The sequence below is a fragment of the Streptococcus thoraltensis DSM 12221 genome (assembly GCF_000380145.1).
Classification (GTDB): domain Bacteria; phylum Bacillota; class Bacilli; order Lactobacillales; family Streptococcaceae; genus Streptococcus; species Streptococcus thoraltensis.
In genome coordinates, this window is sequence record NZ_KB904629.1 from 84,367 (window position 1) to 109,048 (window position 24,682).

General features: G+C 40.1%; 18 protein-coding genes, 1 tRNA gene, 1 other RNA gene and 1 pseudogene. 6 read left to right on the forward strand and 15 right to left on the reverse strand.

All coding sequences use genetic code 11. The features are described 5' to 3' along the window. Window positions 1–368: 368 nt before the first annotated feature. The 12 genes from A3IA_RS0109265 to A3IA_RS0109330 all read right to left on the reverse strand — a co-directional run bounded on the left by A3IA_RS0109265 (window position 369) and on the right by A3IA_RS0109330 (window position 12,704). Window positions 369–2,558 (reverse strand): PTS transporter subunit IIBC, encoded by a 2,190-nt coding sequence (locus A3IA_RS0109265; RefSeq protein WP_018381044.1) that lies wholly within the window; start codon window positions 2,556–2,558, stop codon window positions 369–371. Window positions 2,559–3,329: 771 nt separating this feature from the next. Further along, window positions 3,330–3,788, reverse strand: a complete 459-nt coding sequence (locus A3IA_RS0109275) for a hypothetical protein (RefSeq protein WP_018381045.1) — start codon at window positions 3,786–3,788, stop codon at window positions 3,330–3,332. 5 nt (window positions 3,789–3,793) lie between these two features. Further along, window positions 3,794–4,546 carry a MurR/RpiR family transcriptional regulator gene (locus A3IA_RS0109280; protein ID WP_018381046.1) on the reverse strand — a complete coding sequence of 251 codons (753 nt, stop codon included), beginning with the start codon at window positions 4,544–4,546 and terminating at the stop codon, window positions 3,794–3,796. A 127-nt stretch (window positions 4,547–4,673) separates the two neighbouring features. After that, entirely contained in the window at window positions 4,674–6,020 is a 1,347-nt protein-coding gene (locus A3IA_RS0109285; protein ID WP_018381047.1) for a 6-phospho-alpha-glucosidase, read from the reverse strand. An 11-nt stretch (window positions 6,021–6,031) separates the two neighbouring features. After that, on the reverse strand, window positions 6,032–7,630 hold the full coding sequence (locus tag A3IA_RS0109290) for an alpha-glucoside-specific PTS transporter subunit IIBC (protein WP_018381048.1): 1,599 nt from the start codon (window positions 7,628–7,630) through the stop codon (window positions 6,032–6,034). A gap of 792 nt (window positions 7,631–8,422) precedes the next feature. Further along, window positions 8,423–9,166, reverse strand: a complete 744-nt coding sequence (locus A3IA_RS0109300; RefSeq protein ID WP_018381050.1) for a 16S rRNA (uracil(1498)-N(3))-methyltransferase — start codon at window positions 9,164–9,166, stop codon at window positions 8,423–8,425. After that, window positions 9,167–10,114 carry a 50S ribosomal protein L11 methyltransferase gene (gene prmA, locus A3IA_RS0109305; RefSeq protein WP_018381051.1) on the reverse strand — a complete coding sequence of 316 codons (948 nt, stop codon included), beginning with the start codon at window positions 10,112–10,114 and terminating at the stop codon, window positions 9,167–9,169. It lies immediately after the preceding gene. 437 nt (window positions 10,115–10,551) lie between these two features. Next, window positions 10,552–10,908 (reverse strand): ASCH domain-containing protein, encoded by a 357-nt coding sequence (locus tag A3IA_RS0109310; RefSeq protein WP_018381052.1) that lies wholly within the window; start codon window positions 10,906–10,908, stop codon window positions 10,552–10,554. A 25-nt stretch (window positions 10,909–10,933) separates the two neighbouring features. Beyond that, the gene (locus A3IA_RS0109315) at window positions 10,934–11,254 is read right to left on the reverse strand and encodes a type II toxin-antitoxin system RelE/ParE family toxin (RefSeq protein WP_018381053.1); all 321 of its coding nucleotides are present in this window, start codon (window positions 11,252–11,254) and stop codon (window positions 10,934–10,936) included. After that, window positions 11,244–11,537, reverse strand: a complete 294-nt coding sequence (gene relB, locus A3IA_RS0109320; protein ID WP_018381054.1) for a type II toxin-antitoxin system RelB/ParD family antitoxin — start codon at window positions 11,535–11,537, stop codon at window positions 11,244–11,246. Before relB ends, A3IA_RS0109315 begins: the two co-directional genes overlap by 11 nt. Before the next feature lie 207 nt (window positions 11,538–11,744). Continuing rightward, the gene (locus A3IA_RS0109325) at window positions 11,745–12,212 is read right to left on the reverse strand and encodes a GNAT family N-acetyltransferase (protein WP_018381055.1); all 468 of its coding nucleotides are present in this window, start codon (window positions 12,210–12,212) and stop codon (window positions 11,745–11,747) included. 21 nt (window positions 12,213–12,233) lie between these two features. Continuing rightward, the gene (locus tag A3IA_RS0109330; RefSeq protein ID WP_018381056.1) at window positions 12,234–12,704 is read right to left on the reverse strand and encodes a DUF3013 family protein; all 471 of its coding nucleotides are present in this window, start codon (window positions 12,702–12,704) and stop codon (window positions 12,234–12,236) included. Window positions 12,705–12,801: 97 nt separating this feature from the next. Between A3IA_RS0109330 and A3IA_RS0109335 the strand changes: the two genes are divergently transcribed. The 4 genes from A3IA_RS0109335 (at window position 12,802) to A3IA_RS0109345 (ending at window position 14,910) form a co-directional block, all read left to right on the forward strand. Then, on the forward strand, window positions 12,802–13,299 hold the full coding sequence (locus A3IA_RS0109335) for a GNAT family N-acetyltransferase (protein WP_018381057.1): 498 nt from the start codon (window positions 12,802–12,804) through the stop codon (window positions 13,297–13,299). Then, window positions 13,292–14,560 (forward strand): replication-associated recombination protein A, encoded by a 1,269-nt coding sequence (locus A3IA_RS0109340; protein WP_018381058.1) that lies wholly within the window; start codon window positions 13,292–13,294, stop codon window positions 14,558–14,560. The genes A3IA_RS0109335 and A3IA_RS0109340 overlap by 8 nt, the downstream gene beginning before the upstream one ends. A 77-nt stretch (window positions 14,561–14,637) precedes the next feature. Next, window positions 14,638–14,832: non-coding RNA, 6S RNA (gene ssrS / locus A3IA_RS12770), on the forward strand. Window positions 14,833–14,837: 5 nt separating this feature from the next. Beyond that, window positions 14,838–14,910: transfer RNA gene (locus A3IA_RS0109345), tRNA-Lys, on the forward strand. Between the two features lie 47 nt (window positions 14,911–14,957). On the opposite strand, the pseudogene A3IA_RS12075 reads toward A3IA_RS0109345, so the two are convergent. The 3 genes and pseudogenes from A3IA_RS12075 to A3IA_RS0109360 form a co-directional block, all read right to left on the reverse strand. Further along, window positions 14,958–15,355: pseudogene (locus tag A3IA_RS12075) on the reverse strand (tyrosine-type recombinase/integrase); the annotation flags it as partial. Window positions 15,356–15,429: 74 nt separating this feature from the next. Next, window positions 15,430–16,626: a peptidoglycan bridge formation glycyltransferase FemA/FemB family protein gene (locus A3IA_RS0109355; protein ID WP_018381060.1), complete on the reverse strand. Its 1,197-nt coding sequence runs from the start codon at window positions 16,624–16,626 to the stop codon at window positions 15,430–15,432. Between the two features lie 14 nt (window positions 16,627–16,640). Continuing rightward, the gene (locus A3IA_RS0109360; RefSeq protein ID WP_018381061.1) at window positions 16,641–16,844 is read right to left on the reverse strand and encodes a hypothetical protein; all 204 of its coding nucleotides are present in this window, start codon (window positions 16,842–16,844) and stop codon (window positions 16,641–16,643) included. A gap of 607 nt (window positions 16,845–17,451) precedes the next feature. Here A3IA_RS0109360 and A3IA_RS0109365 point away from each other — a divergent pair. Both A3IA_RS0109365 and A3IA_RS0109370 read left to right on the forward strand, forming a co-directional pair. Further along, window positions 17,452–18,522: a YSIRK-type signal peptide-containing protein gene (locus A3IA_RS0109365; RefSeq protein ID WP_018381062.1), complete on the forward strand. Its 1,071-nt coding sequence runs from the start codon at window positions 17,452–17,454 to the stop codon at window positions 18,520–18,522. A 490-nt stretch (window positions 18,523–19,012) separates the two neighbouring features. Beyond that, a complete protein-coding gene (locus A3IA_RS0109370) occupies window positions 19,013–23,938 on the forward strand; it encodes a MucBP domain-containing protein (RefSeq protein WP_425314540.1) in 4,926 nt (1,641 codons plus the stop codon). Window positions 23,939–24,682: the final 744 nt, after the last annotated feature.

Consider the following 24,682-nt stretch of genomic DNA (forward strand, 5'->3'; position numbering starts at 1 on the left):
CAAATGAATTAGCTTTCAGACAAGGAAGTGAGACACGGACAGTACTTGAGTACGACAAGTCGAAAGTGACCATGTAGCAAAGTGAATTCAAAAGACTATAAAATCCCACTATCGATACTTCCAAAATAGGTACTAAACCTAGAGCTAATACCTCGAATAAGCAAGCTAACAAAACCAACTTAGACTCTTTGAAAATCAAACTTAGACCTTGCTGACTTGATTTGATGAGCTTGAGTTCTATCAGTAGCAGCGTTGCCTAATCTGACTTTGATTTTCATATAAGTACAAGGATTTCTAAGCTGCTATCATAAATGAAAGAATCCGAGCTTTTAACTCAGATTCTATGTTTATAATGGTTATTTTAACACTTATAGTTTAACGCGTGCAACCACATCTTTAGCAGAGTGATGACCTGTTTTTTCAAGTGTAACAGTTTCAATTTCTGCAGTATTGGTAAAGGCAACAACCGTTGTCACCTCACGACCAGCTGAGCGAATAGCCTCAAGATCTGCAACAACTAAGAGATCGCCTGCAGACACACGTTGACCATCTGTAACCTTAGCTGAGAATGGCGCACCATTGAGGGCTACCGTATCAAGACCGACGTGAACTAGCACTTCCAAACCGCTATCTGTTAGCAGTCCAAAGGCATGCTTAGTTGGAAAGACACTAGTCACTACACCAGCTACTGGAGAGTAGATGTTTCCATTTTCAGGTTCAACCGCAAAGCCATCTCCCATCATTTTTTGTGAGAAGACTGGATCAGACACTTCTGCGATGTCTAAAACCTTACCGTCAGCAACACTTGCTACCATCTCTTCAATGCCTTTAAAGTTTGTGTGACTTGTAGTTGTAGCGTCAGCTTCTTTGACTGTTACAGTTGGGATTTCTGCGCCTGAATCCAATAAATCTTGAATGTCAGATTTTAGAATATCTGCTTTTGGTCCATAAACTGCTTGAACACCATTTCCTTTGACAATCAAGCCCATAGCACCAGCTTGTTTCCAAGCATTTTCAGAAGCAACTTTTTCAGTATCATTGACACTAACGCGAAGACGAGTCATACATGCATCCACATCAGCAATGTTTGGTTTTCCACCAAGAAGATTGATGATTTGAACAACTTGTGAATTAGCATCTGCAACTGTACCATTGCTTTCAGCTTCTGAAGAGTCGTTAAGCATGTCAGCATCATAGTTACCATTTCGACCAGCAGTTGCCAAATTCATTTTCTTAATCATGAAATCTGCAACAAAGTACATGATACCAGCAAAGAGAAGAGATACCCAAACAAAGTTGATAAGATCCATTCCCAAACCAGCTTTAATCGCCATAGGGGTACGAGTTAAGAGCTCAATGTTACCAAATGAGTGAACACGAAGATTGACAACATCCGCCATAGCAAAGGCTGCCCCTTGAAGGAGTGCGTAGACCACATAAAGTGGCATTGCAGCAAACATGAACATGTACTCAAGAGGTTCTGTAACACCGGTTAAAAATACCGCTGCTGCAGCTGAGACGAACATGGCTTTATATTTTTTCTTCTTATCAGGATCAACATTGCGATACATTGCAAGTGTAAGACCCATCAAGATACCAGTCGCACCAATCATTTGACCGACTTTGAAACGCGCTGGTGTCACTGCGTTGAACAAATCATTATAAGCAGCTGTATCACCCGCACCTTTAAGATTTACCAAGTCTGTTACCCAAGCCAACCAGAGTGGGTCTTGTCCGAATACTTGACTACCTGCACTTGAACCTGTCAAGATGTCATATGTTCCACCTAGTGATGTGTAGTTCATTGGGATCGTCAACATGTGGTGAAGACCAAATGGCAAGAGTAGACGTTCCAAAGTACCGTACAAGAATGGTGCCAATACTGGCGCTGTGTCTTGTGATGAAGCAATCCATTTACCAAAGCCGTTGATTCCTGATTGGATAACTGGCCAGAAAATTGCCAATACAATCGCTACAATAGCAGAGCGAAGGATAACCACAAACGGCACAAAGCGTTTACCGTTAAAGAAAGTCAAAGCGTCTGGTAATTTGCGGTAGTTATAGTATTTGTTATAAGCTGTTGCACCAACAAAACCAGCGATAATACCAACGAATACCCCCATATTAAGAGCAGGATATTCCAAAACACTTGTAAAGTAGTCAGCGACTACCATCTTAGTGCCCAAGAAACTTGTCAAGGTTGCTTTTGGATCGGCAAGCATGGCACTTGAAACACCATAGATACCACCAGTAATACGGTTAATCAAGATGAATGACAAACCAGCTGCAAAGGCACCACCAGCACGTTCCTTAGCCCAGCTACCACCGATAGCCAGAGCAAAAAGCAAATGAAGATTACCAATAACTGCCCAACCAATTTGAGCAACAACATTCCCAATGTTAGCCAATAGAGGCGAGTCGGGATTAATCAAGGGAATAGAGTTCCCGATACTAACCATCAAACCAGCCGCTGGCATAACCGCAATAACAACCATCAAACATTTTCCGAATTTTTGCCAAAACTCGAAACTAAAAATTTGTTGAAATTTTCCTTTCATGTGACCTCTCCTCACAATTTCCAGACATGATGTCTTTTAGTTGAATTTACGCAAGCGTTTGCGTTAATTGTAACCTTATTATAACACCTTTTTAAAAATTGTAAAGCGATTTCAGATAAAATAATGAAAAAAATACTGCCTCATTTTATTCCAAAGATCTCGTTAGACACTCGAAAGTGCATAGAAATCATCTGCTCCTAAAGTCAACCTAAAACTGGTTACTATAGTCAAATGAGTTAACTTTCAGAACAAGGAGTTGAGACACGGGCAGTGCTCATACTCAATGCAAATCAAAAGTAAACTAAGCGACGCCAACGCAGATAGAACTGACGGTCATGAAATCAAGTCAACAAGGTTTGCTTTTGATTTTCGAAGAGCATGAGTAGGGCAAGTTAACAGTGACGACGTATCAAAGTTAAGTCAAAAAACGATAAACTAATCAGAAGCAGCCAAAGGCTGAAGCCTCAACTTCTAAAAACTTAACAACTTCGAAAGCAAACCGCTCATCACTTTGAACATGCCAAAAGAGAGAACCAATCGATCCTCTCTTTTATTTAATGATAAATTATCCGCTACACTTAACAAGCAGCCACTTTTCTTCAAGCTGACCCTCTAAGGTCTCTCTTTTTAGCTAGCCACTGCAGGGCATTTGCTTTTCTATTTACTGATAAGCCTTCCACTACAGTTGATAATGTGAGAAGAGGAGTTTTGAAAAGCTATAAATCAAGTCAGTTTTAAAGCACATGACCTCGGGCAGCCACTAGACCTATTTTATGCAAAAAAGCGCAGCCTTAGCAAAACAAATAACAAGAAAGCAGCTATTAACAGTATCGCTAGCATTAACCCCTTTATTCTTGGTTGCACCTTTGCCAGACTTAAGTTAAAAGTATCTTTTTTTGATTTCAAATATAAAAAAACAAGAATTGCGCCTAAAAGATTTAGCATGCAGCACTGCTGAACCAGTATAGCATATAAAACACCTTTGGCATCATCTTCAGAAAAATTGAATTTCTTTTCGTTACTAAGTATAAAAAAATTCCCTAGGGTTATCATTGCAACTAAAAAACTAATCGCAGACGTTACTTGATTTTGCAGTAAAGTTTGCAAGCCTTCGCCAGAAGAAATGGCTCTTATATATAAATACGTCACTATTGCTAAACAAGATATTATCCAATAGCCTAGTAAAATCCTTTTGTAAAATCGTGCTGTATTAGTTTTAACGTTAAACATATCTCTCACCGTCTAAGATTGTAATCAATTATTTTCCTATATATGTAATCCATTGTCACATTAAGAGGCATTAAAGAATCAGTGGTTTGATTGGGTGTAAACTGAAAAGGCGTCGTTTGATAATGAATAGCATAATCCGAGTGCTTATTCATAAAATTATCACCCAACCTGCTAATACTAATGATAGGAACCTTTCTTAACTCGAGAGCTAAAAAATTAGCCTGAATATTTTGAGTCGAACCACTTAAAGACGCTACTATAAAAGCATCTCGATTCGAGATAACTGGCATTGTTAAATCCAACTCTGTCTTATTGGGGATGACAATAATTGTTTTACCAAGTGGAACTAGGAGTGTTGCAAATTCTGATAAAATTCTCCGCTGCGAAGACCCCGTCCCATAGGCATAAATAATTTTTGCATTATGAATCAGTTCAAAAATCTCGGTAAAATCAACTTTCTCAAGTAAATCCAAAGTTTTCATAATATCCACCAATTGCAATGACATTGAATCACTAAAGTAATCAACCTTTTGCTTATTATGCTCCTGCCTCAATGCATATTTAAATTCAGAATAACCAGAAAAGCCAAGCTTTTTTACTAAGCGTAAAACGGTTGATTTTGAAGTAAAGGTCTTTTCAGCCAAGTCAGTAATGCTTAAAGTATGCAATACCTCCTTGTTCTCTAACATGTAAGCAACAATATCCTTATCTAGTTCTCCCAGCACTTTTTGGTGCTCTGCTATTAACTGCTCAATCATATTTTTTTAAAACCTTCTTATGAAATTATTGGTAATAGCATTATACCAAAATTAGCAGTGTTTGACTTAGCATTCAAAAGGGGATGCCAATGACAGGCATCCCACTTAAACCAATTGACGAAAAGCCTTATCGAAGTTCTGGCCAGTATTCCTTGTTTGCTTCAATTAAGTCATCCAAAATTTGTTTAGCAACACGACCGTTTGGAACCATCTTTGAAAGCGTGAGAGCTTGCCACAATTTTTGATAAGAACCTTCTTCCCAAGCTTCTACAACCAGTTTTTCCACTGACACTTGTTGTTCCATCATTCCTTTTTGGAATTGAGGAATCTTACCTTGACAGATTCTTTCAGGGCCGTTAGAAGTTACAATACATGGCACTTCAACCATCGCAGTAGAATCAAAGTTCTCAATGGCACCGTCATTTTCAACAATCAGCAACATTCTTTCATGGGTATTATATGCCAATGCCGTTGCCAAATCGACAATGTATGAAGCATGGTCGTCAGCTGTAAATGTGGTATCAACAGCCGTACCCTCAGCAACTATACGATTACACTCTGTGAAGACTATTTTTTCTCGATGATCCATAACTTCATTTGCACGGGTGTAATCAGGATCTGCAAGTGCAAATTCATCTTGTGAATAAAAGTAGTATTTTAAGTAAGTATTAGGGAGTGTGTCTGGATCTAACACTGCAACTTCTTTTGCTTTTTCAAACGTATGCATCCAACTAGCTTCAACGTCTTCAGAATGCTTATTAGCTAGCTCATTTGGTGTTACATAACCATGTTTTTGAACGTAATCTTTCAATTGGGGCATCAGATCATTTCCGTCATGGTCTCGAATATCAGTCCACCAGCCGAAATGATTTAAACCATAATAGCGAACGACAAAATCCTTACGAGATTCAAGGCCTAGAATTTCTGCCATCCGATATTCAATACCTACAGGCATGTCACAAATATTGATAATACGACTATTTGGTCGTAACTTGCGAGTTGCTTCAGCTACAATAGCTGCTGGATTAGAATAGTTCAACATCCATGCATCTGGTGAGTATTTTTCCATAAAATCAATTAACTCGATAACACCCCCAATTGACCGCATACCGTATGCGATACCTCCAGGCCCGCAAGTCTCTTGTCCGACCACACCGTATTTAAGCGGAATTTTCTCATCTTTTTCCCGCATGGCATACTTACCAACGCGTATATGAGCCATGACAAAATCTACATCTGTAAAGGCTGTCTCGGGATCAGTTGTAGAAACAAATGTGATTTCTGGTGCTCTTTCTTTTAACAATATTTCACAAGCATCGGCAACTTGTTTTTGTCTGTCGTAATCATTATCATAAAATTTAATTTGTCGAATTGGCATTCTGTCCTGATGATTAAGCAACATCATGATAATACCTGGTGTAAAGGTTGATCCCCCACCTGCAACAACAATAGAAACTGGTTTACGGTTATTCATTACTAATCCTCCTATAACTTGTCTTTTGAATATTTCACTAAGTTATCGAATTCCTCTCTAACCTGTGGAACATCTAAACCAACAATAATTTGAATATTATTACCTTTTCTAACTAAGCCATGAGCCCCACTAGCTCTAAACACGGCATCATCTTGAACAAGTCCTTCATCTTTAACGGTTAAACGAAGACGTGTCGCACAATTAGTCACACTAGCGATATTTTCAACGCCACCTACAGCTTCTAAGAAAGCTGCTGCACGCTCTAAATACACACTATTTTCTGATGAATCAGTCTTACCGCTCTTTTTATCTTTGTAATCCTGTTTGGAGTACAATTTCATTTCAGCATTTGGATCTACCGCTCTCCCTGGTGTCATCACATTAAATTTGAGAATTAAAAATCTAAACACAAGGAACCAGATTACAGTGTAAACTAAACCAACCAAGATATGCGTGAAAACAGTGGCTGAATGGTTGGCAAACATCGGAACCCACCCTCTAGTTACAAAGTCTATCAGACCACCACCATAATCGCCTGTTACTCCAAAGAAATACAAGGTTGCCGCCAAGAAAGCTGCTAATACCGCATGAATAGCAAATAAAGGTGGTGCAATAAATAAGAAAGTAAACTCTAAAGGTTCCGTAATACCAGCCAATACAGCTGTTAACGTTACGGGAATCATCATTGCCAAAACTTTTTTTCTATTTTCCACTCTAGCAGTATAATAAAATGCTGCAGCAATACCAGGTGAGGCAAATACTTTAGAATTTCCGTGAAGTGAAAAGCCACCTTCTGGGAATAACGTTTTTAAGGATTCTTTTGAAGCTGCAAATTCATTTAAATGAGAGAACCAGTACTGGGTAATCCCACCCTCAACAACAGCTGGGCCATAAACAAATGGTGTATAAACAAAGTGATGAAGTCCCGTAGGGATCAGTATCCTTTCTAAGAATGTATATATCCATACACCGATAACGCCAGAAGACGCCATCATGACTTGTAGGGAACTAATTCCCAATTGCACTTTTGGCCAAATGAAACAAATTAAAAACGCTATTGGTAACAATATGGCAAATGCAACCATAACAACAAAGGAAGAACCTTGGAATGTTCCTAAAAATTCAGGCAAAGATTTTTCAAAATAACGATTATGCAAATAAATGACAATCGAAGCAATCAAAATAGCACCGATAATCCCGGTATCCAAGGTCTTAATCCCCGCGATAGCCTTTAATCCACTGATACCACCAGGATCTTGAGAAAAATCTACACCGAAAGCTTTGTCCTTATAAGTCAATATCGTATTAATAAAATAATTTAGCGTGAGATAACTCACCACTGTTTCCATAACGGCTCGAGCATTTGCTTTTTTTGCCAATGCTATCGGTAAACCAATAACGAATAATAGTTCCATATTATTAAAAACAGTCCAAGAACCATTTTCAACAATTTTCCAAAATAAATGCCACAGTGTCCCTTCCGCTGCAAGTCCTCCAACAAATAGCTCATTATTAGCTACAGTTGCAATTGAGACCATTATCCCTGCAAAAGAAAAGAGTAACACTGGAGTAAACATAGCGCCACCAAAACGCTGAAACTTCTCCATCATAAAATCTAATTTCCTTTCTACTCTACTGCTCAGCGCTAAGCATTTCGTTAGTTATTACTTGTTGACTAAATACTAATACATTTTGTATGCGGTTACAACACTATTTCTAAAAGATGATTTTAGATAACTATTCTGAAACAAAAATTCACCGCGTGGGAAAATTCCCAGAAACTAATCTGACAAAAAACAAAGAAGCAAACCAGTCTAAACAGTTTTGGACATTAATTGCTAAAGCAAATGATATCGTCAAATCAATTAACTTTCAGACAAAAAAGTGAGACACGGGCAGTGCTTGATTTTCAAAGAATAGGAGTAGAGCAAGTTGACAGTGACGACGTATCAAAGTTAAATCAAAAGACTCTAACTTCACGATACTCTTTATAAGGCTAATCAAGCCAAATAGCTAACTCACCGATACATGACAGCCACCTTACTTCAATACCAAACTCAAGTTATACTTAACAAAAATAGACGTATCATAGATACCATAAAATCAACGCTATCCTCTATCAATGAAACCAATTAAAACAAGCAAAAAAAATAAATCCCATGCTTCCTATCACGAACACATCTCATCGCATTCTTCTACATCATGAGGACTTAACATTTCTAGCTACCTAGCAAGCTCCGTGTTTTCGCACCACGAAGGAAAGCACTTTATTTTCAGAAACTAAAAAGAGAGAACCAATCGATTCTCTCTTCTCCTTAATGATCAGTCACCCACTACAATTGATAACGTTCTCTAATCGCATGTGACAAGTGAAACGTTCAGTACATTTCAGAAAGCACTTGTTATTGCCACAATTCTGTCGCAAAACTAACAGCTGACAGGGCGTACAGGGGTGCGGTCTCCGTCCGCATAATGCGAGGACCAAGTCCACATTTTAACGCTCCTTCAGCCTCCAAAGCTTCAACTTCTCTAGGTGAGATACCTCCCTCTGGCCCAAAGACAAAGAGAAGCTTCGTGTCCTTTTCCATGTTTTTTAACTCACGCGCCAAGACTGCCATTTCGCCTGCTTTGGCGGATTCTTCATAGGCGATAAAAATCTTATCAAACTCGCCCAAACACCCTAGAAAGTCTTTCTTTGCGTCAAACAATCGCACTTCTGGCACTCGATTTCGTTTTGACTGCTCCGCAGCCCCAAGAGCGATTTTAGCTAATTTGTCTTCCTTTTTGGCTAATTTTTTGCCATCCCATTTGACCACTGACCAATCAGCTGGAAAAGCCCAAATGGCACTCGCACCCAGCTCTGTTGCTTTTTGTGTAATCAACTCTAGTTTATCTCCCTTAGGAAATCCTGAAGCTATCGTGACACGGACTGGTAATTCCGTATCCTCAAGCCATTCCTCGACAAGCCCAAAAGAATGTTCCAAAGCATCCAAAACCTTAGCCAAACGTTTGACACCATCTTCAAAAACCAAGACGACCTCATCGCCTTCAGTCAAGCGCATGACGTTGAACATATGCTTGACAGTGTCTTTATCAGTGATAATAATAGGATTTTCAGGCGCTCCCTTTACAAAATACTGCTGCATCTAGCCTCCAATCACACCGGAAATATCGTCGGTTTTCTTGAAAATACAGGCGTTCCACTCACCCTGAATCATATGGGTTTCAAGGAAGAAACCAGCCTTTTCAGCACTCGCACGAACCATCTCCCACTTATCAGCAATGATACCAGACATGATGAGATAGCCCTCGTCCTTAACCAAACGATAGGCATCGTCTGTCAGATGAATGAGAATGTCTGCCAAAATGTTAGCGACAATGACATCCGCCTCAATCTCAACCCCTTTTAACAAATCCCCAGCTGCCACATGAATATTTTCCATATTAGGGTTCATATCGATATTTTCCTGAGCCACGCGCACGGCTACATCATCCAAATCATAGGCAAAAATCTCTTTGGCACCTAGGAGTGAACTAGCAATTGAAAGCACACCAGAACCAGTCCCCACATCAAGAACCGTCTCACCGCCACGAAGCACCTGCTCCAAAGCAAATAAACTCATCTTGGTCGTCGGGTGCGTTCCCGTGCCAAAAGCCATACCCGGATCTAGACGGATGACCTTCTCAGAAGCTGTCGCCTCATAGTCCGTCCAAGATGGCACAATCGTTAAATCGTGGGTAATGCGAGCAGGTTCGTAGTATTTCTTCCAGTTGTCTGCCCAGTTTTCTTCGGCTAATTCTTTTGAATCAAGAGCGTAATCGCCCAGTGTCACCCCAGATTTAGCCAGTCTGCCAAGACCAGCTTGAAGGTGCTCCGTAACCTCAGATAAGTCCATAGTATCAGGGTAATAAGCCGTAATTGCAATCATATCGGACTGCTCCACTTCAGGATAAAGCTCACCGAAGCGATCCTCCTGACAAATATAATCAGCAGAGTCTGCAATCGCAACCCCCTGACTCCCCGTTTCAATAAGGAGGTTAGAAACTGCCTCCTCAGCCTCACGCAAAACGTGAATGGTAAGTTCGTTCCACATAATAAGATACAAAGGGACGCTTCGCTTGCGAAAATTTTTGTAGAAAATAGGAAAACTAACGACGACGCTCGCGTCTAGGCAGTCTTATCTTTTTTCCTAGAAAATTAGTCCCGTGTTCAGTATATAAGATACAAAGGGACGCTTCGCTTACGAAAATTTTTGTAGAAAAATAGGAAAACTAACGACGACGCTCGCGTCTAGACAGTTTTATCTTTTTTCCTAGAAAATTAGTCCCGTGTTCAATTTAACCCTTTATATTAAACTGAACGCTCCTTTCTATTTCATTTTTGTTTAGGGCGGGTTCAGTTAGATAAACTAACTAAACCAATTCCTTTCTCATTATTCAAAATTCTATCTATCAGAAAACATTTTGTATTCAAATTCTAAATTGTTAGCTTGCTTTCCCATGTGATTTTGAATCAACACTTTTTATTTTATTAGAAAATATTATCAATAACCTCCAACTCAATTCCCACAACTCCATACAGTTTTTGTCGCTCAGGACTATAATAGACGTCCATATCCTCAGGTTTTGCCGTGACAATATTTTGATCCGTATAGCCACATTTTTTCAAAGGAAGATGCTGATAAAGTTCTGCAAAGTTTGGAAAATAATGTAATGCCAATACCTTGGTTAATAAAGTCTTAGACATATCATCTGTCTGATAAAAACGAATAGAATCCCCGACCTGAATCACCTGTCTCTTTTCATCGTTCAATCGCAATTCAATCGTTTTCTCTCCCGATACCATCCGCTCCATCGGCCCTGCAGTTAGTAACATGTCATGAGTCATGCGTTAGTACAATCCCTTCTTCAGCCTACTTAAAAATATCAATCCAATTTCGTTTCTGGTAGAGAACCCTTAAGACCACAATAGCCATTCCGTCATCAATATAAAAGACAAGATATTTTCCGGCTAGCGTCATCCTTAAAACATGTTCTTTCGAAAATTGTCTGCCTAAGCGATCTGAAACATCAATGCCTAGACTTGGAATCTCAAGAAGTTGCTCAATAGCTAGACGAATATTGGTCATCGTATTCTCAGCGGCTTGTGGTGCTAAAAAATGATTTAAAATGTATTGGTAAATATCATCTAAATCTTCTTCTGCATCGGAAGTAATCATCAACTTACGACTCATATTTTGCAAACACCTCACTTGCAGGCTTTACTTCCCCTGCCAGATAACTGTCATAGCCTTTTTGGATTTCTGAAAATAATTCATCTACAATTTTATCTTTTTTAGATTTTTGATTACCCAATAGTACAGCTGGGACACTTTCCTGATCTACGACAGTCTGTAAGACATTATTAAATAGAGTTGACATATCTAAATCTTCATATCCCACAATCTCCCTAGCACGATTTAGCAACTCTGCATTTGTCCGAAAACTGAATTGAGAGTTTTTTTGAATGGTAGCCATCTTTTTCTCCTTTGTATATCTTGTATATACATACTACCATATCACTGATTATTCAGCAATTTAAAATCCTATGACCAAAATGCTCACAGGATTCACAATCTATTCCCTAAACTTAAGCGTTATTTCTAACTAATCTCTCAATCGTCCTTTCAAACTCTCGTAGACTTGGTCGTCTTTAAGGAAATCGGTAATCAGCATCATTTTCCATCACGATAATAACTTAGTCATAAATACCAAGTCCATTCCTTCTTGCACTGACTCCGTATGTGTCGTCTTATAACCACACTTTTCATATAGATTTACTAGAGATTTTTCTTGAAAAATCGTACACAAGTCCCATTTTACGATAGAGGAATGAGCTTGTTCCACTAGAGTAATCGCTGTTGAAGCATACCCTTTTCTTTGTTCTTTTGGGTAAATAGCTACACTTGCTAACCAGCCTTCTTTTTGTTCAGAATTAGTCTGCAATCGCAAAAAACCAACCGTCTTCTCCCTCTCTTTTATCAGATAATAAAAACTAGTCGGACGACTAAACTTCTCCTCAATATTCTCTTTTGTTTCTAAGTAAGGGTTATGTTCATCCTGATACTTGTCATACCAAACTTTAAAGCTCTGTCGTTGTATTTCTTGGACGACCTCTAAATCGCTAAAAGATGCTTTTTGTAGTTGTACCATAACAAGCCTCCTAAAATTTCTCTAATACCTCGGATAACCATAAAATTCCGTCTCTACCAACTCTGCCCTACCTTTTTCAAAGGCGTTGTCATCCCACTTGAGAGCAAATTCTGGGATGCTATCGTCTTGTAAGAAGTCCATGAGGTCGCTAATTCCCTCCATAGTCACATCATTCAACGTTTTGGCAAAATAGTCCAAAAACTCACGTGACAAACCTTTTTTGGGTTCATAAGGGATAGCTACCAAGTAATCTTCTGGATCAAACTTGGTTTTAGCTGGGTTATAGAAGAGGATAAAATCTTCGAAAACAATGTCATCATTAGAAACTTCCGCCACATCATCAATGACTTCAACTTCTGATTTGTTTTGCGCTTCTAAAACAACCACGACCTCTACCGCATGATTTTTTTTATCCCAATCAATGGCAAAATCCACATCCAAATGCTTTTCTAACTCTTCTTCTAAAACGGATAAAAATCCAAACTTAGCCATGCTCTTCCTCACTCAAGAAAGACATTAAAATGTCTTCTCGTATCATTATTTATAGTATAATAATTCTAGCATAATTTAGACGAAGGAACTAATCAAAATGAACATTCGCTACATGACATTAGAAGACATCGATGATATTGTTTCTATTGAAAATAAGGTTTGGACTGCTGAAACAACACCAGCCCCTCTACCAATCTCTGACGCAAACAAGATTTTGGAAAAATTCGAAAGCAACACTCACTATCTCATTGCAGAAGATGAGACGTCACACGAAATCTTAGGTGTCTTGGATTTCCACCCCTACTATTCTTTTGAATCTGGTAAGCACGTTGTCACCTTTAGTATCGCTGTTGATCCCGACAACCAAAAAGAGGGAGTGGGAAAAGCCTTGATGGACTACTTCTTTGAAGAAGCTAAGACAAAAGATTTCCAAAAAGTGACGATTCACGTCCTTGCCAATAATCAACAAGCTATCGCTTTCTACCAAAGTTTCCATTTTTCAGAAGAAGGTCGTGTGACGAACGCTTTTCTTATCAATGGCGACTACGTGGATGATCTCATTTTAAGTCTCTCTTTGGAGGATGGCAATGCCTGATAATTTAGCCCTACGCATGCGACCACGCAATATTTCAGAAGTCATTGGTCAAAAGCATTTGGTCGGCGAGGGAAAAATCATTCGCCGTATGGTTGAAGCCAACATGCTCTCTTCCATGATTCTCTATGGACCTCCTGGAATTGGAAAGACTTCTATCGCTAGTGCCATCGCTGGAACAACCCAGTATGCTTTTCGCACTTTTAATGCCACAGTTGATACTAAAAAAAGACTGCAAGAAATCGCTGAGGAAGCCAAGTTTTCTGGCGGACTGGTACTACTTCTAGACGAGATTCATCGGCTCGATAAGACCAAGCAAGATTTTCTACTTCCACTCTTGGAAAACGGCAATATCATCATGATTGGTGCTACAACGGAGAATCCATTTTTCTCCGTCACGCCCGCCATCCGCTCCCGTGTTCAGATTTTTGAGCTAGAACCCTTGAATAATGATGACATCAAGATAGCCATTCAAACAGCCATCTCAGACAAGGAGCGGGGCTTCGCTTTCGATGTGCATTTGGATAGCGCAGCCTTAGACTTTATCGCTACAGCAACCAATGGAGATCTGCGCTCTGCCTACAATTCCCTCGACCTAGCTGTTATGTCCACACAAGAAGACGCTGACGGTAGTCGCCACATCACACTAAGCACGGTTGAGAACAGTTTGCAGCGCAGCTATATTACCATGGATAAAGACGGAGATGCTCACTATGATGTCCTCTCAGCCCTACAAAAGTCTATCCGTGGATCTGATGTGAATGCCAGTCTCCACTATGCCGCGCGCCTTGTGGAAGCTGGGGATTTGCCAAGTTTAGCACGACGATTAACGGTTATCGCCTATGAGGATATTGGCTTAGCCAATCCTGAAGCCCAAATCCACACCGTAACAGCTCTGGAAGCGGCGCAAAAAATCGGCTTCCCCGAAGCAAGAATCTTGATAGCCAACGTCGTCATCGATCTAGCCCTATCACCAAAATCCAACTCAGCCTACCTCGCCATGGATGCGGCTTTAAAAGACTTACGCCACTCGGGAAATCTCCCCATTCCAAGACACTTACGCGACGGTCACTACGCTGGTAGTCAAGAGCTAGGAAATGCCCAAGACTATAAATACCCACATGCTTATCCAGAAAAATGGGTCAAACAGCAATACCTACCAGATAAGTTGAAGCAGGCGAATTATTTTGAGGCAAATGAGACAGGAAAATACGAACGCGCACTCGCTGCCAATAAACAGCGAATTGATAAGCTTTCACAATGACCCATCTAGCAAACGCTTCCATTTTTTGAGATTTTCTCTTGAATTTTTTTAAAAAAGTGGTATCATAATTAATAGAAATATAGCTGTGGTATACGAATTCACATCTAAGTGTTGACCGACTAATTCTTTGTATTTTCGGGAGACAAACGTTTCTTGACAGTATGCAAGCCGTTTCACGCGGAAGCGACTAAAGTCAAGGACACGTCGCCCACCTGCTTTATTGCGCGGGTTCAATACAAGCCGTGAATCACCGGTACCAATACAGCTTTTTCTTATCGCCTCCTTAGCTCAGTTGGTAGAGCAGTGGACTCTTAATCCATGGGTCACAGGTTCGAGCCCTGTAGGGGGCATAGTGCAATATTTGAAAAAAGCCTTTTATATAGGGCTTTTTTGAGTGTCATTTTAGCAGTTGCCCACCAGTTTGCCCACCAGAAGTTTTTTCCTTTTCAAACCACTCATTACGGGTCTCTTCTAAAAGATGTATATATATACTTCTTAACATGCTAGTATCTTTATGTCCAAACCACCTTGCCAATACCTCCAAGGGTACTCCTTCTTGAACTTTAACACTACCATAAGTATGCCGAGCACCATAAGCCGTGATAATAGGCTTGATGTTTAATTCTTTCACAATCTTTTTAACTCTTTTATTTACCGTAGATTCATCTGGTATTTCCCACTTCGAACCTGCCTGAAAAAAGACAAAATCATTATTATTTTTTAAGCCTAACAAACGACAAGTCATTTCTTGTTGTTTTTTTATTTAAACAAAACTCTCTTGACTTGTTTATTAAAAAGAAAAAAATTGAAGAAAATTGTCCCGTCTGGACTTTTTCTTCAATCTGATAGAGGCTTTGCCTACATTCTGATTACTTTTTTTTATAAATTTTGTAGAGATAATTAGCCAATTGATAAAGTGGTTTGTTAAGGGCTAAGTTAAATTCGCCGACATACTCCTCAATAGTTGGCTTGAAGGATGCCTTAAAGGTTGCTAGTCCCCCCTCAAGATTGCCTTCAACGCCCCCCATGTTTGCCCACTGCAAGCCTTCCTGATGGCATCGCTTGAAAATTTCAGCATCTAAAAGGTACTGGGGATAATAATGTTTAAAACTGTCATCCATACTAGCATAGAGTAACTCGATACCATATCCAAAACGAATGCCAAGGACACCCGCCATTACCAACTGATTTGGATTGTCTTTTGCCAAGTCGTCTAATTCTTCGATTTGTTTGCGAATGGAAGTCTCTTGCTGCTTGAGGTCCTTTAAACGATTTTTTTGATTTTCCGGTGTCTCACCCAAGGCTTTTTCCAGCTGTGCTAAGCGTTCCTTTTGCTCAGCCAGCTGCTTAGCAACATCAATCTTTGCAAAATAAAATTCCGCCCTATCGCCATAAACATCTTTTATTTTTTGAAAATAATCATAGTTCCTCAACTGAATTTGCTTACGCCTTTCTGTCAGAAGGACTAATTCAGAAAAACACTTAACCTCATCCTCCTGCCCCTTAATAATCTCAACACCCTTTTTATTGGCTTTTTTAATTAAACGTTTGGCATGCTTTTGATAATCATTGATAGCATCATCATTTAGATATTTATTCGCCTGAAAACGTGGTTGAACAGCATCAGCCAACCTAGTCGTCAAGCCCGACCAGACAAACCCCATCTTTTCAAAACGGTCAATCAACTCATGACAACCCTCAACTTGCTTCTCATCACTTCTATTAAAAAGGACATTCGGATCACACTTAAGTAGTAAGAACTTCTCTCTGCGTGCATAGGCTTTTAAAGCCTCAAAAACAGAAACCACCAACTCCCTATCACCATAATCAACGACTGGTCCTCTCGGCACATAAGCCACTCTGACATGCTTAAAAACGGTTTTAATAAGGATAGAGGCACAAGCCACCAATTCTTGATTGCGATAAAAAGCGACCTGTTCAGACGCCCAGTTGCTCTTCACTTGCCCCCAAAGACTCGTTTGCAACAAATTGCCGTGCGGGTGCTTTTCCACAAACAAATCAAATGCCGACTTGTCTTCCCCCACTTTCACTACAGATATAACCACGGTTAAATGCTCCTTTAAATAAACTTTTGTTTCTTTTCTAGTGCGCTACCAATTATAACACACCGTCTTAACTTACTAGCCACAAATGCCACCCTTACCATCACTCCCTCTTCACAAGCTCCATTTTGGATAACATCTGCTTTAGACAATGAAACCCCATCTGCTTCATACCATCTTAAACAAGCCACCTCATGAAAAAATGACGTCTGGCGATCCATTCTTAAAAACCTAAAACTCCCCCTATACTTGACAGCATTGACCTTACACTTATCATATCAACAAATCAGCTCACCATATTTTCATGAAACTCTCTGAAAAGTAAGAAACGAACAAGAAATAAGGCAACTGTACAGCCTGCGCTTTAAAAAATGAAAATCTCCTTACTTCATAAAATCTTAGACAGGCAATCCCATCAAGAAATAAAGTCTGACGATCCATTCTTAAAAATCTAAAACTGCCCCTATACTTGGTAGCATCATCGTTACACTTTTAGAACTAGAAAATCACTCTAATATTTTTTCGTGAAAATCTCTGAAAAGTAAGAAATGAACAAGAAATACCTCTGTTACATTGCATTCTATATAAAAAACAGTCCTTTTAATGAGTGTTTAACTATAATAGGAAAATAATAGTAAAAAAAGGTTATTAGACTCTTTACATTAAAAAATAAGATAAAAACAATATCCTGTCGTAGTTTATCATAAAAATCTTAAAATAAATAGCAAGATTGCTTGATTTTTACCCTTAATAATTATGTTATAAATTTGGCTTTTAACATTTAAATAGGAGTCCATAGAAATTTTAAAAAGAGACCAGGAGGTTTATATGTTTTTTAAACAAAAACAGCGCTTCTCCATTCGTAAGTATTCGTTTGGAGCAGCATCCGTCCTTTTAGGTACCGTGCTGTTAGGTCTGGCTGGACCAGAAGCTGCAGCGGAAACGGTAACAAAGGACACAGTTGAATTGACAAATCCAACTGTTACAGATGATGGCTCAGCACCATCATCGACATCAGAAGCACCTGCAACTGATGTGTCAGAAACACAGCCAACTTCAGCTGAACCATTTGCTGAAAGCACAGCTCCTACTGCTACTGAAGCGGCTGAAGAAACTGCCAGCGAAGCAAGTGCAGTATCAGAAGAAATGGCTGAAACATCAGAAGCAAGTCAACCAGAAACAGCATCAGAAAAAACTGTTGAAGCACCAGCTACATCAGAAGCAAGTGCAACTCCAGTAGAAGCAGCACCTGCTGTTGAGGTAGCGGCTGATTCAGCAACAGCTGTGTCAGAAACAACAACAAGCGAAGCGGCTGCTCAAGATACAGCTGCTGACGACCAAGCAAAAATGGCAGAGCTTGAAGCCCTTAAAGTCAAAACAGAAGCGGCTATTTCAAGCTACAATTTGCTATCAGACGCAGTTAAAGCTAGCTATATCGCTCGTTTGAAAGAAACAAGTGACTTGGCTGTCTTGGAATTGCTCGCACAGGAAGCTAAAAAAGCTCAAAAACGTGCGGAAACTTTCCCAACTTATGGTCAACCACGTACAAGTTATACAGGCTTCCGTGCTATTACACCCGCAACAGCACCAACTGCTGCTGAAGTATTGGATAATGATGGATGGACGGTTCTTAAACGCTTTAGTAATAAGCCAGGTATCTTCTACGTTCAACAATCTGGTACGGTTAATGGTGGAAAATCTACCGATAAATCTACCATTATCTATGAAGTAGATACTAAATCAGGTACTATTACGCCAGTTTCCAAAGATGACTTCGAAGGTGGCGGCACACTCTATGATAAGAACGTCGAAATTTCAAAACAACAAGGTTTTGGTGATCTAGGGGTAAGTGGTACCGGTGAGTCTTATCGTGCTATTAATGCCCCTTGGACTTTCTAATGACGGACGCTACGCCTACGCTCTCGGATTTACCTCCGACATCAATGTTGCCGATAGAACAACCATCAATGCAATCTACCGCTACGACATGCAAACCCAGAAATGGAGTGTTGCAAGCGATGCTCGTACGTGGGCAGACGGTATGGGAGTTATGGCAACCAACGCTTGGACAGCTGGTGCGGTAAACCCTAAAGACGGCAGGTACTACTTCGGTACACTCACTTTGAAAACAGACCCCGCCTTCTCTCAAGTGGCACCAGGTACTGAGGCTGCTTATCAAAAAGCGAAAACCGATGGTACTTTTGACCTTTACTTCCGTATGTGGTCCTTTGATCCAGCGACTGGTACGGTTGCCAATGCTGGTTACCTTGATACCAACCTAGTGAAATCAGGTAGCTTTGATAAAGAAGAAAGTTACTATAAACAGCTAGACAGCTATGTAGTGGGTAATGATATTGCCTTTGATACTGAAGGTAATATGAAGTTAATCATGAACCAGTACAATACGGCTAACTACTTCGTTTATTCTGTTGACGGTGCAACTTTTGATGCTGCAACAGCAGGTAATAACAAATACTCTAAGATTGAGGGTAAATTATCAGACGCTATCCCTATTTCTACTGATATTACAACCATTGATGCTACAAATAATGAAATTCTTCAAAAAGAAAATCAGGCAACAACTGGTGGACTTGCCGTTGATTCAGATGGTTCACTCCTCTTCCACAGCCGTCAAGGTAAGGTGGGACTTATCCGTCCTGACCTAAAATATGGAGGAATCTTAACAAACGTTAAAGCTCCTACTGATACAGCAACTTGGGGGGATGCTGCAAGTATCCGTGGTACCGTCGGTACAGGTAACGTTTACCGTGAGTACTACATTAAAGATACTGATACTATCCTATCAGGTACTGTTGGTGACGTTGTAGACTTCAAGTTCGTTCCAACCCTTGAGACAACAACTGGTAAAGACACGATTGAAAAAGATCAAGCCCTTTACCATGAGTACGATGCAACAGTTGGTCGTCCAAAAGCTATTAGAACAGCTGATGGTACAGTTTACCGTTACGTAGGTGTGAAGACAGGTTCTGACTCAGAAACAGGCACGGTTAAAAAAGAAGACCAAACCGTTAAGTACGAGTATGAACGTGTGGCTATTACAGGTAATGTAATTGTTAAGTACGTTGATGTAAACGGTAATACCATTAAAGACCCTGTTTATGACGAAGAAAATGCCGATGCAGGTGAACCTTATGATACAAACGTAGACCACAAGTTAGACCTCATTAAAGGAAAAGATGGTAAGACTTATGAGTTAGTACCAAAAGGAACTTACACAGTCGGTGAAGTAGATGACAATGGTCATTTGACATCATCTGATGAGACAACTGGTAAAGTAGAAGCTGGTTCGACGAAAGAAGTAACCTACGTTTACCGTGAAGTGCCAACTCAAAAAGCTGGTGACGTTGTTCTTCATTATGTTGATACAAAAGGAAATGAACTCCAACCAAATCACCATAACGCTGACGACAAACCAATCGGTACAGATTACACCGTCACAGCTGCTGAAAAACCTGAAACCATTGAAAAAGACGGCGTAACTTATAAGAAAGTTGAAACTTCAGCAACTGGAACCGTTGGCGATAGGGTTATTGCAAGTGAAAATGTCACTACCGAAGAAACTGGTAAGATTATTGACGGTACTAAAAACATCGTCTACGTCTACAAACCAGTTGGATCAGTTGTGATTCACTACGTCAACACTAAAGGTCAAGTCATCAAAGAAGTCGTAAAAGACATCACTGAAGGTGATCTTGATACAGCTTACAACGCCGCTGATAATAAAGAAGCTGCTGAAGAAAAACCACAAACCATCACTAAAGACGGAGTTAAATACAACTTCAAAGAAGTGGCTGCTTCAAACGTCGTTGGTACAACAACTGTTGTAACTACCGACAAGACAAACGTTCTTGGTCAAGAAACTGGTAAGGTTGTTGCAGGTACAACTCACGTTATCTACGTCTATGACGAAGAAACACCAGAAGTTCCAGAAACTCCAGTAGAAGTTAAGAATGGTTCTGTTATCGTTAACTATGTTGATGTAGATGGTAAGTTTATCAAGCCATCTGTCTTTGACGAGAAGAACCAACCAGAAGGCACACCATATGACACCACTGATGACAACCGTCCAACAACCATCTTGGGAAATGACGGTAAGATTTACGATATTGTTGCTGCAAGCGAACAAACTGTTGGTGTTGTAGATTACAACGGTCGCCTAACAACTCCTGCAGGTGGTCAGCTATGGCCTGCTTCAGACGAAGAAACTGGTCAAGTCGCAGGTAACATGACTAAGAACATCACCTACGTCTACAAAGTCAGAGAAACAGTTCAACCAGAAGTTAAGAATGGTTCTGTCGAAGTAACTTATGAAGATACTGAAGGAAACATCATCAAAGCTCCAGAAACTGATGTTGATGTTGCTCCAGTAGGTACCAAGTACGAAACACTTGACCACAAACCTGAGAAGATTGAAACCGAAAACAACGGCGAAAAATCTGTTTACTACTTGAAAGAGCATAAATCAGACTCAGCTCCAGAATCTGGTGAAGTCGTTGAAGGTGTAACAAGAGTTACTTACGTTTACGAAAAAGCTGGTTCTGTTGAAGTTAAGTATGTAGACGAAACAGGTAAAGAACTCAAACCTCTTGTTAAAGCTGTTACAGATGCTAAACCAGGCACTGACTACGACACAACAACAGCAACACTTCGTCCATCACAAATCACAACAGACGACGGTAAAGTTTACGAGTTGGTACCAGAAGGCAATTACGCAGTTGGTAACACAGATACTAACGGTCACTTGACAACGACAGATACTGTTAACGGTCAAGTAGAAGCTGGTAAGACCAAGTCAATCACTTACGTCTACAAACTCAAAGAAGAAACGCCTACTACGCCAGAAACACCAGTAGAAAAAGTTGGATCTGTTGTTGTTCACTATGTCAACACTGAAGGTCAAACCATCCAATCAGACTACAAAGACACAGTAGACGCACCAGTTGGTAGTTCGTATGACACTACTGAAACCAAACTCGAAAAACCTGACTTCATTAGTTTTGGTGGTAAGACTTACAAGTTCAAAGAGTATACAAACTCAAATACAGTTGGCAACACACCGATTGTTCCTAATACTCCTAACGATTTCATCGGTCCTGAAAAAGCAACAGTCTACCCAGGAACAACTCATGTCATCTACGTCTACGAAGAAGTCAAGGATGTTCCAACAACACCTGAAGAAGGTAAAACAGGTTCTGTTGTCGTTAAATACGAAGACACTGAAGGCAACGAAATCAAGTCTCCAGTGAAAGATACTGACGAGTCTCCAGTCGGTACCGTATACGAAACAGCGGACAACAAACCAAACACTATCAAAGGTGAAGATGGTTCAACTTACTACATCACTGAAAATCCTGTAAAACCAGGTTCAGCAGATGAAAAAGGTATCGTTGAAGAAGGCGAAAAAGTTGTCACTTACGTCTATGAAAAAGCTGGTGATGTTGTTGTTAACTACAAGGATAAAGACGGAAACGTGATTAAAGATCCTGTAGAAGACGAAAAAGATCAAAAACCAGGTAGCCCATACGACACAACCGACAACCGTCCAGAAGAAATCAAGACTCCAGACGGCAAGACCTACAAACGTGTTCCAAACCTCACTGAAGGTGAAGAAACTGGTGAAGTACCATCTGGTAAGAAGACTGAAGTAACTTATGTTTACGAAGAAGTCAAAGGTAACGTTGTTGTTCACTACATCGATATTGATGGCAACACCATTAAAGAAGATGTTGAAGACACTCCTCAAACGTCAACTGGTGTAGACTACAATACTGCAGACGACAATAAACCTGCTACTATCGAAAAAGATGGTAAGACCTATGAGCTTGTACCTGTATTGACTAAAGGTCAAGAACAAGGCAAGGTTGTTGAAGGTACAACAGAAATCACTTACGTCTACAAACTCAAAGAAGAACCTCAACCAGAAACACCTGCAGAAAAAGTGGGTTCAGTTGTTGTTAAATACGTGAATACGAAAGGCGAAACAATCGCAACAGATGTTAACGATACAGTTAACGCTAAAGTAGGATCTGACTACGACACAACCGACTACAAACCTGCTAAGATCTACAAAGATGGTAAGACTTACGTCTACAAAGAAGTTCAAGCTGGTTCTGTTGCTGAAAATGGTACTATCGTTGAAGGTACTCAAACCGTAACTTATGTTTACGAAGAAGAGGTTCCAACAACTCCTGAAGTGCCACAAGAACCAGGTAGCTACATCCCATACGTACCGAAAGATCCTAAGAACCCAGATCCAAACGATCCAGACAGTTCTATCGAGATTCCAAAAGTACCTTACGATGAAACGCCTGAAGATCCAAGCAATAACCCACCATTGCCACATGTTCCAGGATATGAGCCTAAAGATCCAAACGATCCAACAGGTAAGACACCGCTCAAACCAGTTGATCCTAACGATCCTACAAAAGGTTACATCCCACCAACCATCACAGACCCTAACGACCCTACAAAAGACACTCCTGTGCCTTACACACCTGTAGGAAGCGTTGTCGTTCGTTACAAAGATACTGATGGTAACGTGATTAAGGAACAGGTGACAGACACACCAACGTCTGACGTGGATACACCATACGACACAACAGATAACAAACCAACAGAAATCACTTACAAGGGTGACAAGTATGTCCTTGTACCAAGTAAGACTGAAGGGGAAGAATCTGGTAAAGTTGTTAAAGGTGAAACAGTGATTACCTACGTTTACCAAAAAGTTGGTAACTGGATTCCTGAAATCCCAGGTATTCCTGGTAAAGATCGTCCGAAATTACCTTACCCATTNGATCCAGAAGATCCAAATGAGCCGGTAAATCCTAACGATCCTAACACACCACCTATCCCACACGTTCCAGGATACACTCCAAATGATCCAGACGGTAACCCATTGAAACCAGTGGATCCTAACGATCCAACTAAGGGATATATCCCACCAGTTCCAACCAACCCAGGTGAAGATACTCCAATCCCTTACGTACCAAACACTCCTGAAAAACCAGATACTCCTAAAGAACCAAACACTCCTGACGTGCCTGGTACTCCAGAAAAACCTGGTACTCCAGATACACCTGATACTCCGTCTCCTAAATCTCCTGAGTCTCCAATGACTCCGACTGCATCAACACGTCGCAACGGTTCTGACAAGTACATGGCTAAAGGTGTTGAAAACTTACCAAATACTGGTGAGACAAGCAACTACGTAGGTGCTGTCTACGGTGGTATGGCAATTGGTCTAGCTGCACTACTAGCTTCTAAGAAGCGTAAAAGAGATAGCGAAGACTAATTCTCACAATACCATTGCTTAAATCTTTGCAATGACATTTAACGCATCGTTGCTAATAGTATCGATAGGTTAAATTCAAAGAACCAAAAAGCCCCCAAACGTTAGAATGGCTCTAGCGATTGGGGGCTTTTGGTTGTCGTTAACTATAGCGCAAGAGAGGCACTCGTTAACGAAGGATTTTGGGCTCATTGTCAACTGTGGTGGGGGACTTATGACCAAGCGTGAGGGAGATTCAGGTGTTCTCTCCTCTTGCATGTTTAAAGCGATGAATGTTTTATAGTCAAAGGAATTACCTTTCAGAACAAGAAACGAAAGACACGGACAGTACTTGATACTTAATAAAAACAAAAGCAGACCTTGTTGACTTGATTTGATGAACTTTAGTTCTATCTAAAGCACCGCCTAGTCTGCTTTTGATTTTCAAAGAGTATGAGTACGGCAAGTTCGACAGTGACCACGTAGCGAAGTTAATTCAAAAGGCTATAAATGATTTAGCGCAAGTGCCATCTGGTTTGTGGAAAGATGGATATGGATAAAGCAGCGATTCACCAAATTTTCTTAGCAATAATCAACTTGACCTAAAGTTTTGTAAGTGCCTTATGTTGGCATATATGACAACAGTTAAACACCTTGAGAAGGTTTTTAGAAAGATGTTATAATGTAAGGGATTATCTCTCACAGAAACACTTCTTAGAACCTTATCTTACGAATGGACAACTACCATTTTCAGATTAGTAACCTAAA

Excerpts from the sequence above, each read along its gene's own strand:
- A3IA_RS0109285 (WP_018381047.1), bottom strand. The coding sequence starts at position 6,020 with ATGAATAACCGTAAACCAGTTTCTATTGTTGTTGCAGGTGGGGGATCA.
- prmA (WP_018381051.1), bottom strand. The coding sequence starts at position 10,114 with ATGTGGAACGAACTTACCATTCACGTTTTGCGTGAGGCTGAGGAGGCA.
- A3IA_RS0109275 (WP_018381045.1), bottom strand. The coding sequence starts at position 3,788 with ATGTTTAACGTTAAAACTAATACAGCACGATTTTACAAAAGGATTTTA.
- A3IA_RS0109265 (WP_018381044.1), bottom strand. The coding sequence starts at position 2,558 with ATGAAAGGAAAATTTCAACAAATTTTTAGTTTCGAGTTTTGGCAAAAA.
- A3IA_RS0109315 (WP_018381053.1), bottom strand. The coding sequence starts at position 11,254 with ATGAGTCGTAAGTTGATGATTACTTCCGATGCAGAAGAAGATTTAGAT.
- A3IA_RS0109280 (WP_018381046.1), bottom strand. The coding sequence starts at position 4,546 with ATGATTGAGCAGTTAATAGCAGAGCACCAAAAAGTGCTGGGAGAACTA.
- A3IA_RS0109360 (WP_018381061.1), bottom strand. The coding sequence starts at position 16,844 with ATGGATCGCCAGACGTCATTTTTTCATGAGGTGGCTTGTTTAAGATGG.
- A3IA_RS0109340 (WP_018381058.1), top strand. The coding sequence starts at position 13,292 with ATGCCTGATAATTTAGCCCTACGCATGCGACCACGCAATATTTCAGAA.
- A3IA_RS0109300 (WP_018381050.1), bottom strand. The coding sequence starts at position 9,166 with ATGCAGCAGTATTTTGTAAAGGGAGCGCCTGAAAATCCTATTATTATC.
- relB (WP_018381054.1), bottom strand. The coding sequence starts at position 11,537 with ATGGCTACCATTCAAAAAAACTCTCAATTCAGTTTTCGGACAAATGCA.
- A3IA_RS0109290 (WP_018381048.1), bottom strand. The coding sequence starts at position 7,630 with ATGATGGAGAAGTTTCAGCGTTTTGGTGGCGCTATGTTTACTCCAGTG.
- A3IA_RS0109310 (WP_018381052.1), bottom strand. The coding sequence starts at position 10,908 with ATGACTCATGACATGTTACTAACTGCAGGGCCGATGGAGCGGATGGTA.
- A3IA_RS0109365 (WP_018381062.1), top strand. The coding sequence starts at position 17,452 with ATGTTTTTTAAACAAAAACAGCGCTTCTCCATTCGTAAGTATTCGTTT.
- A3IA_RS0109325 (WP_018381055.1), bottom strand. The coding sequence starts at position 12,212 with ATGGTACAACTACAAAAAGCATCTTTTAGCGATTTAGAGGTCGTCCAA.
- A3IA_RS0109330 (WP_018381056.1), bottom strand. The coding sequence starts at position 12,704 with ATGGCTAAGTTTGGATTTTTATCCGTTTTAGAAGAAGAGTTAGAAAAG.
- A3IA_RS0109335 (WP_018381057.1), top strand. The coding sequence starts at position 12,802 with ATGAACATTCGCTACATGACATTAGAAGACATCGATGATATTGTTTCT.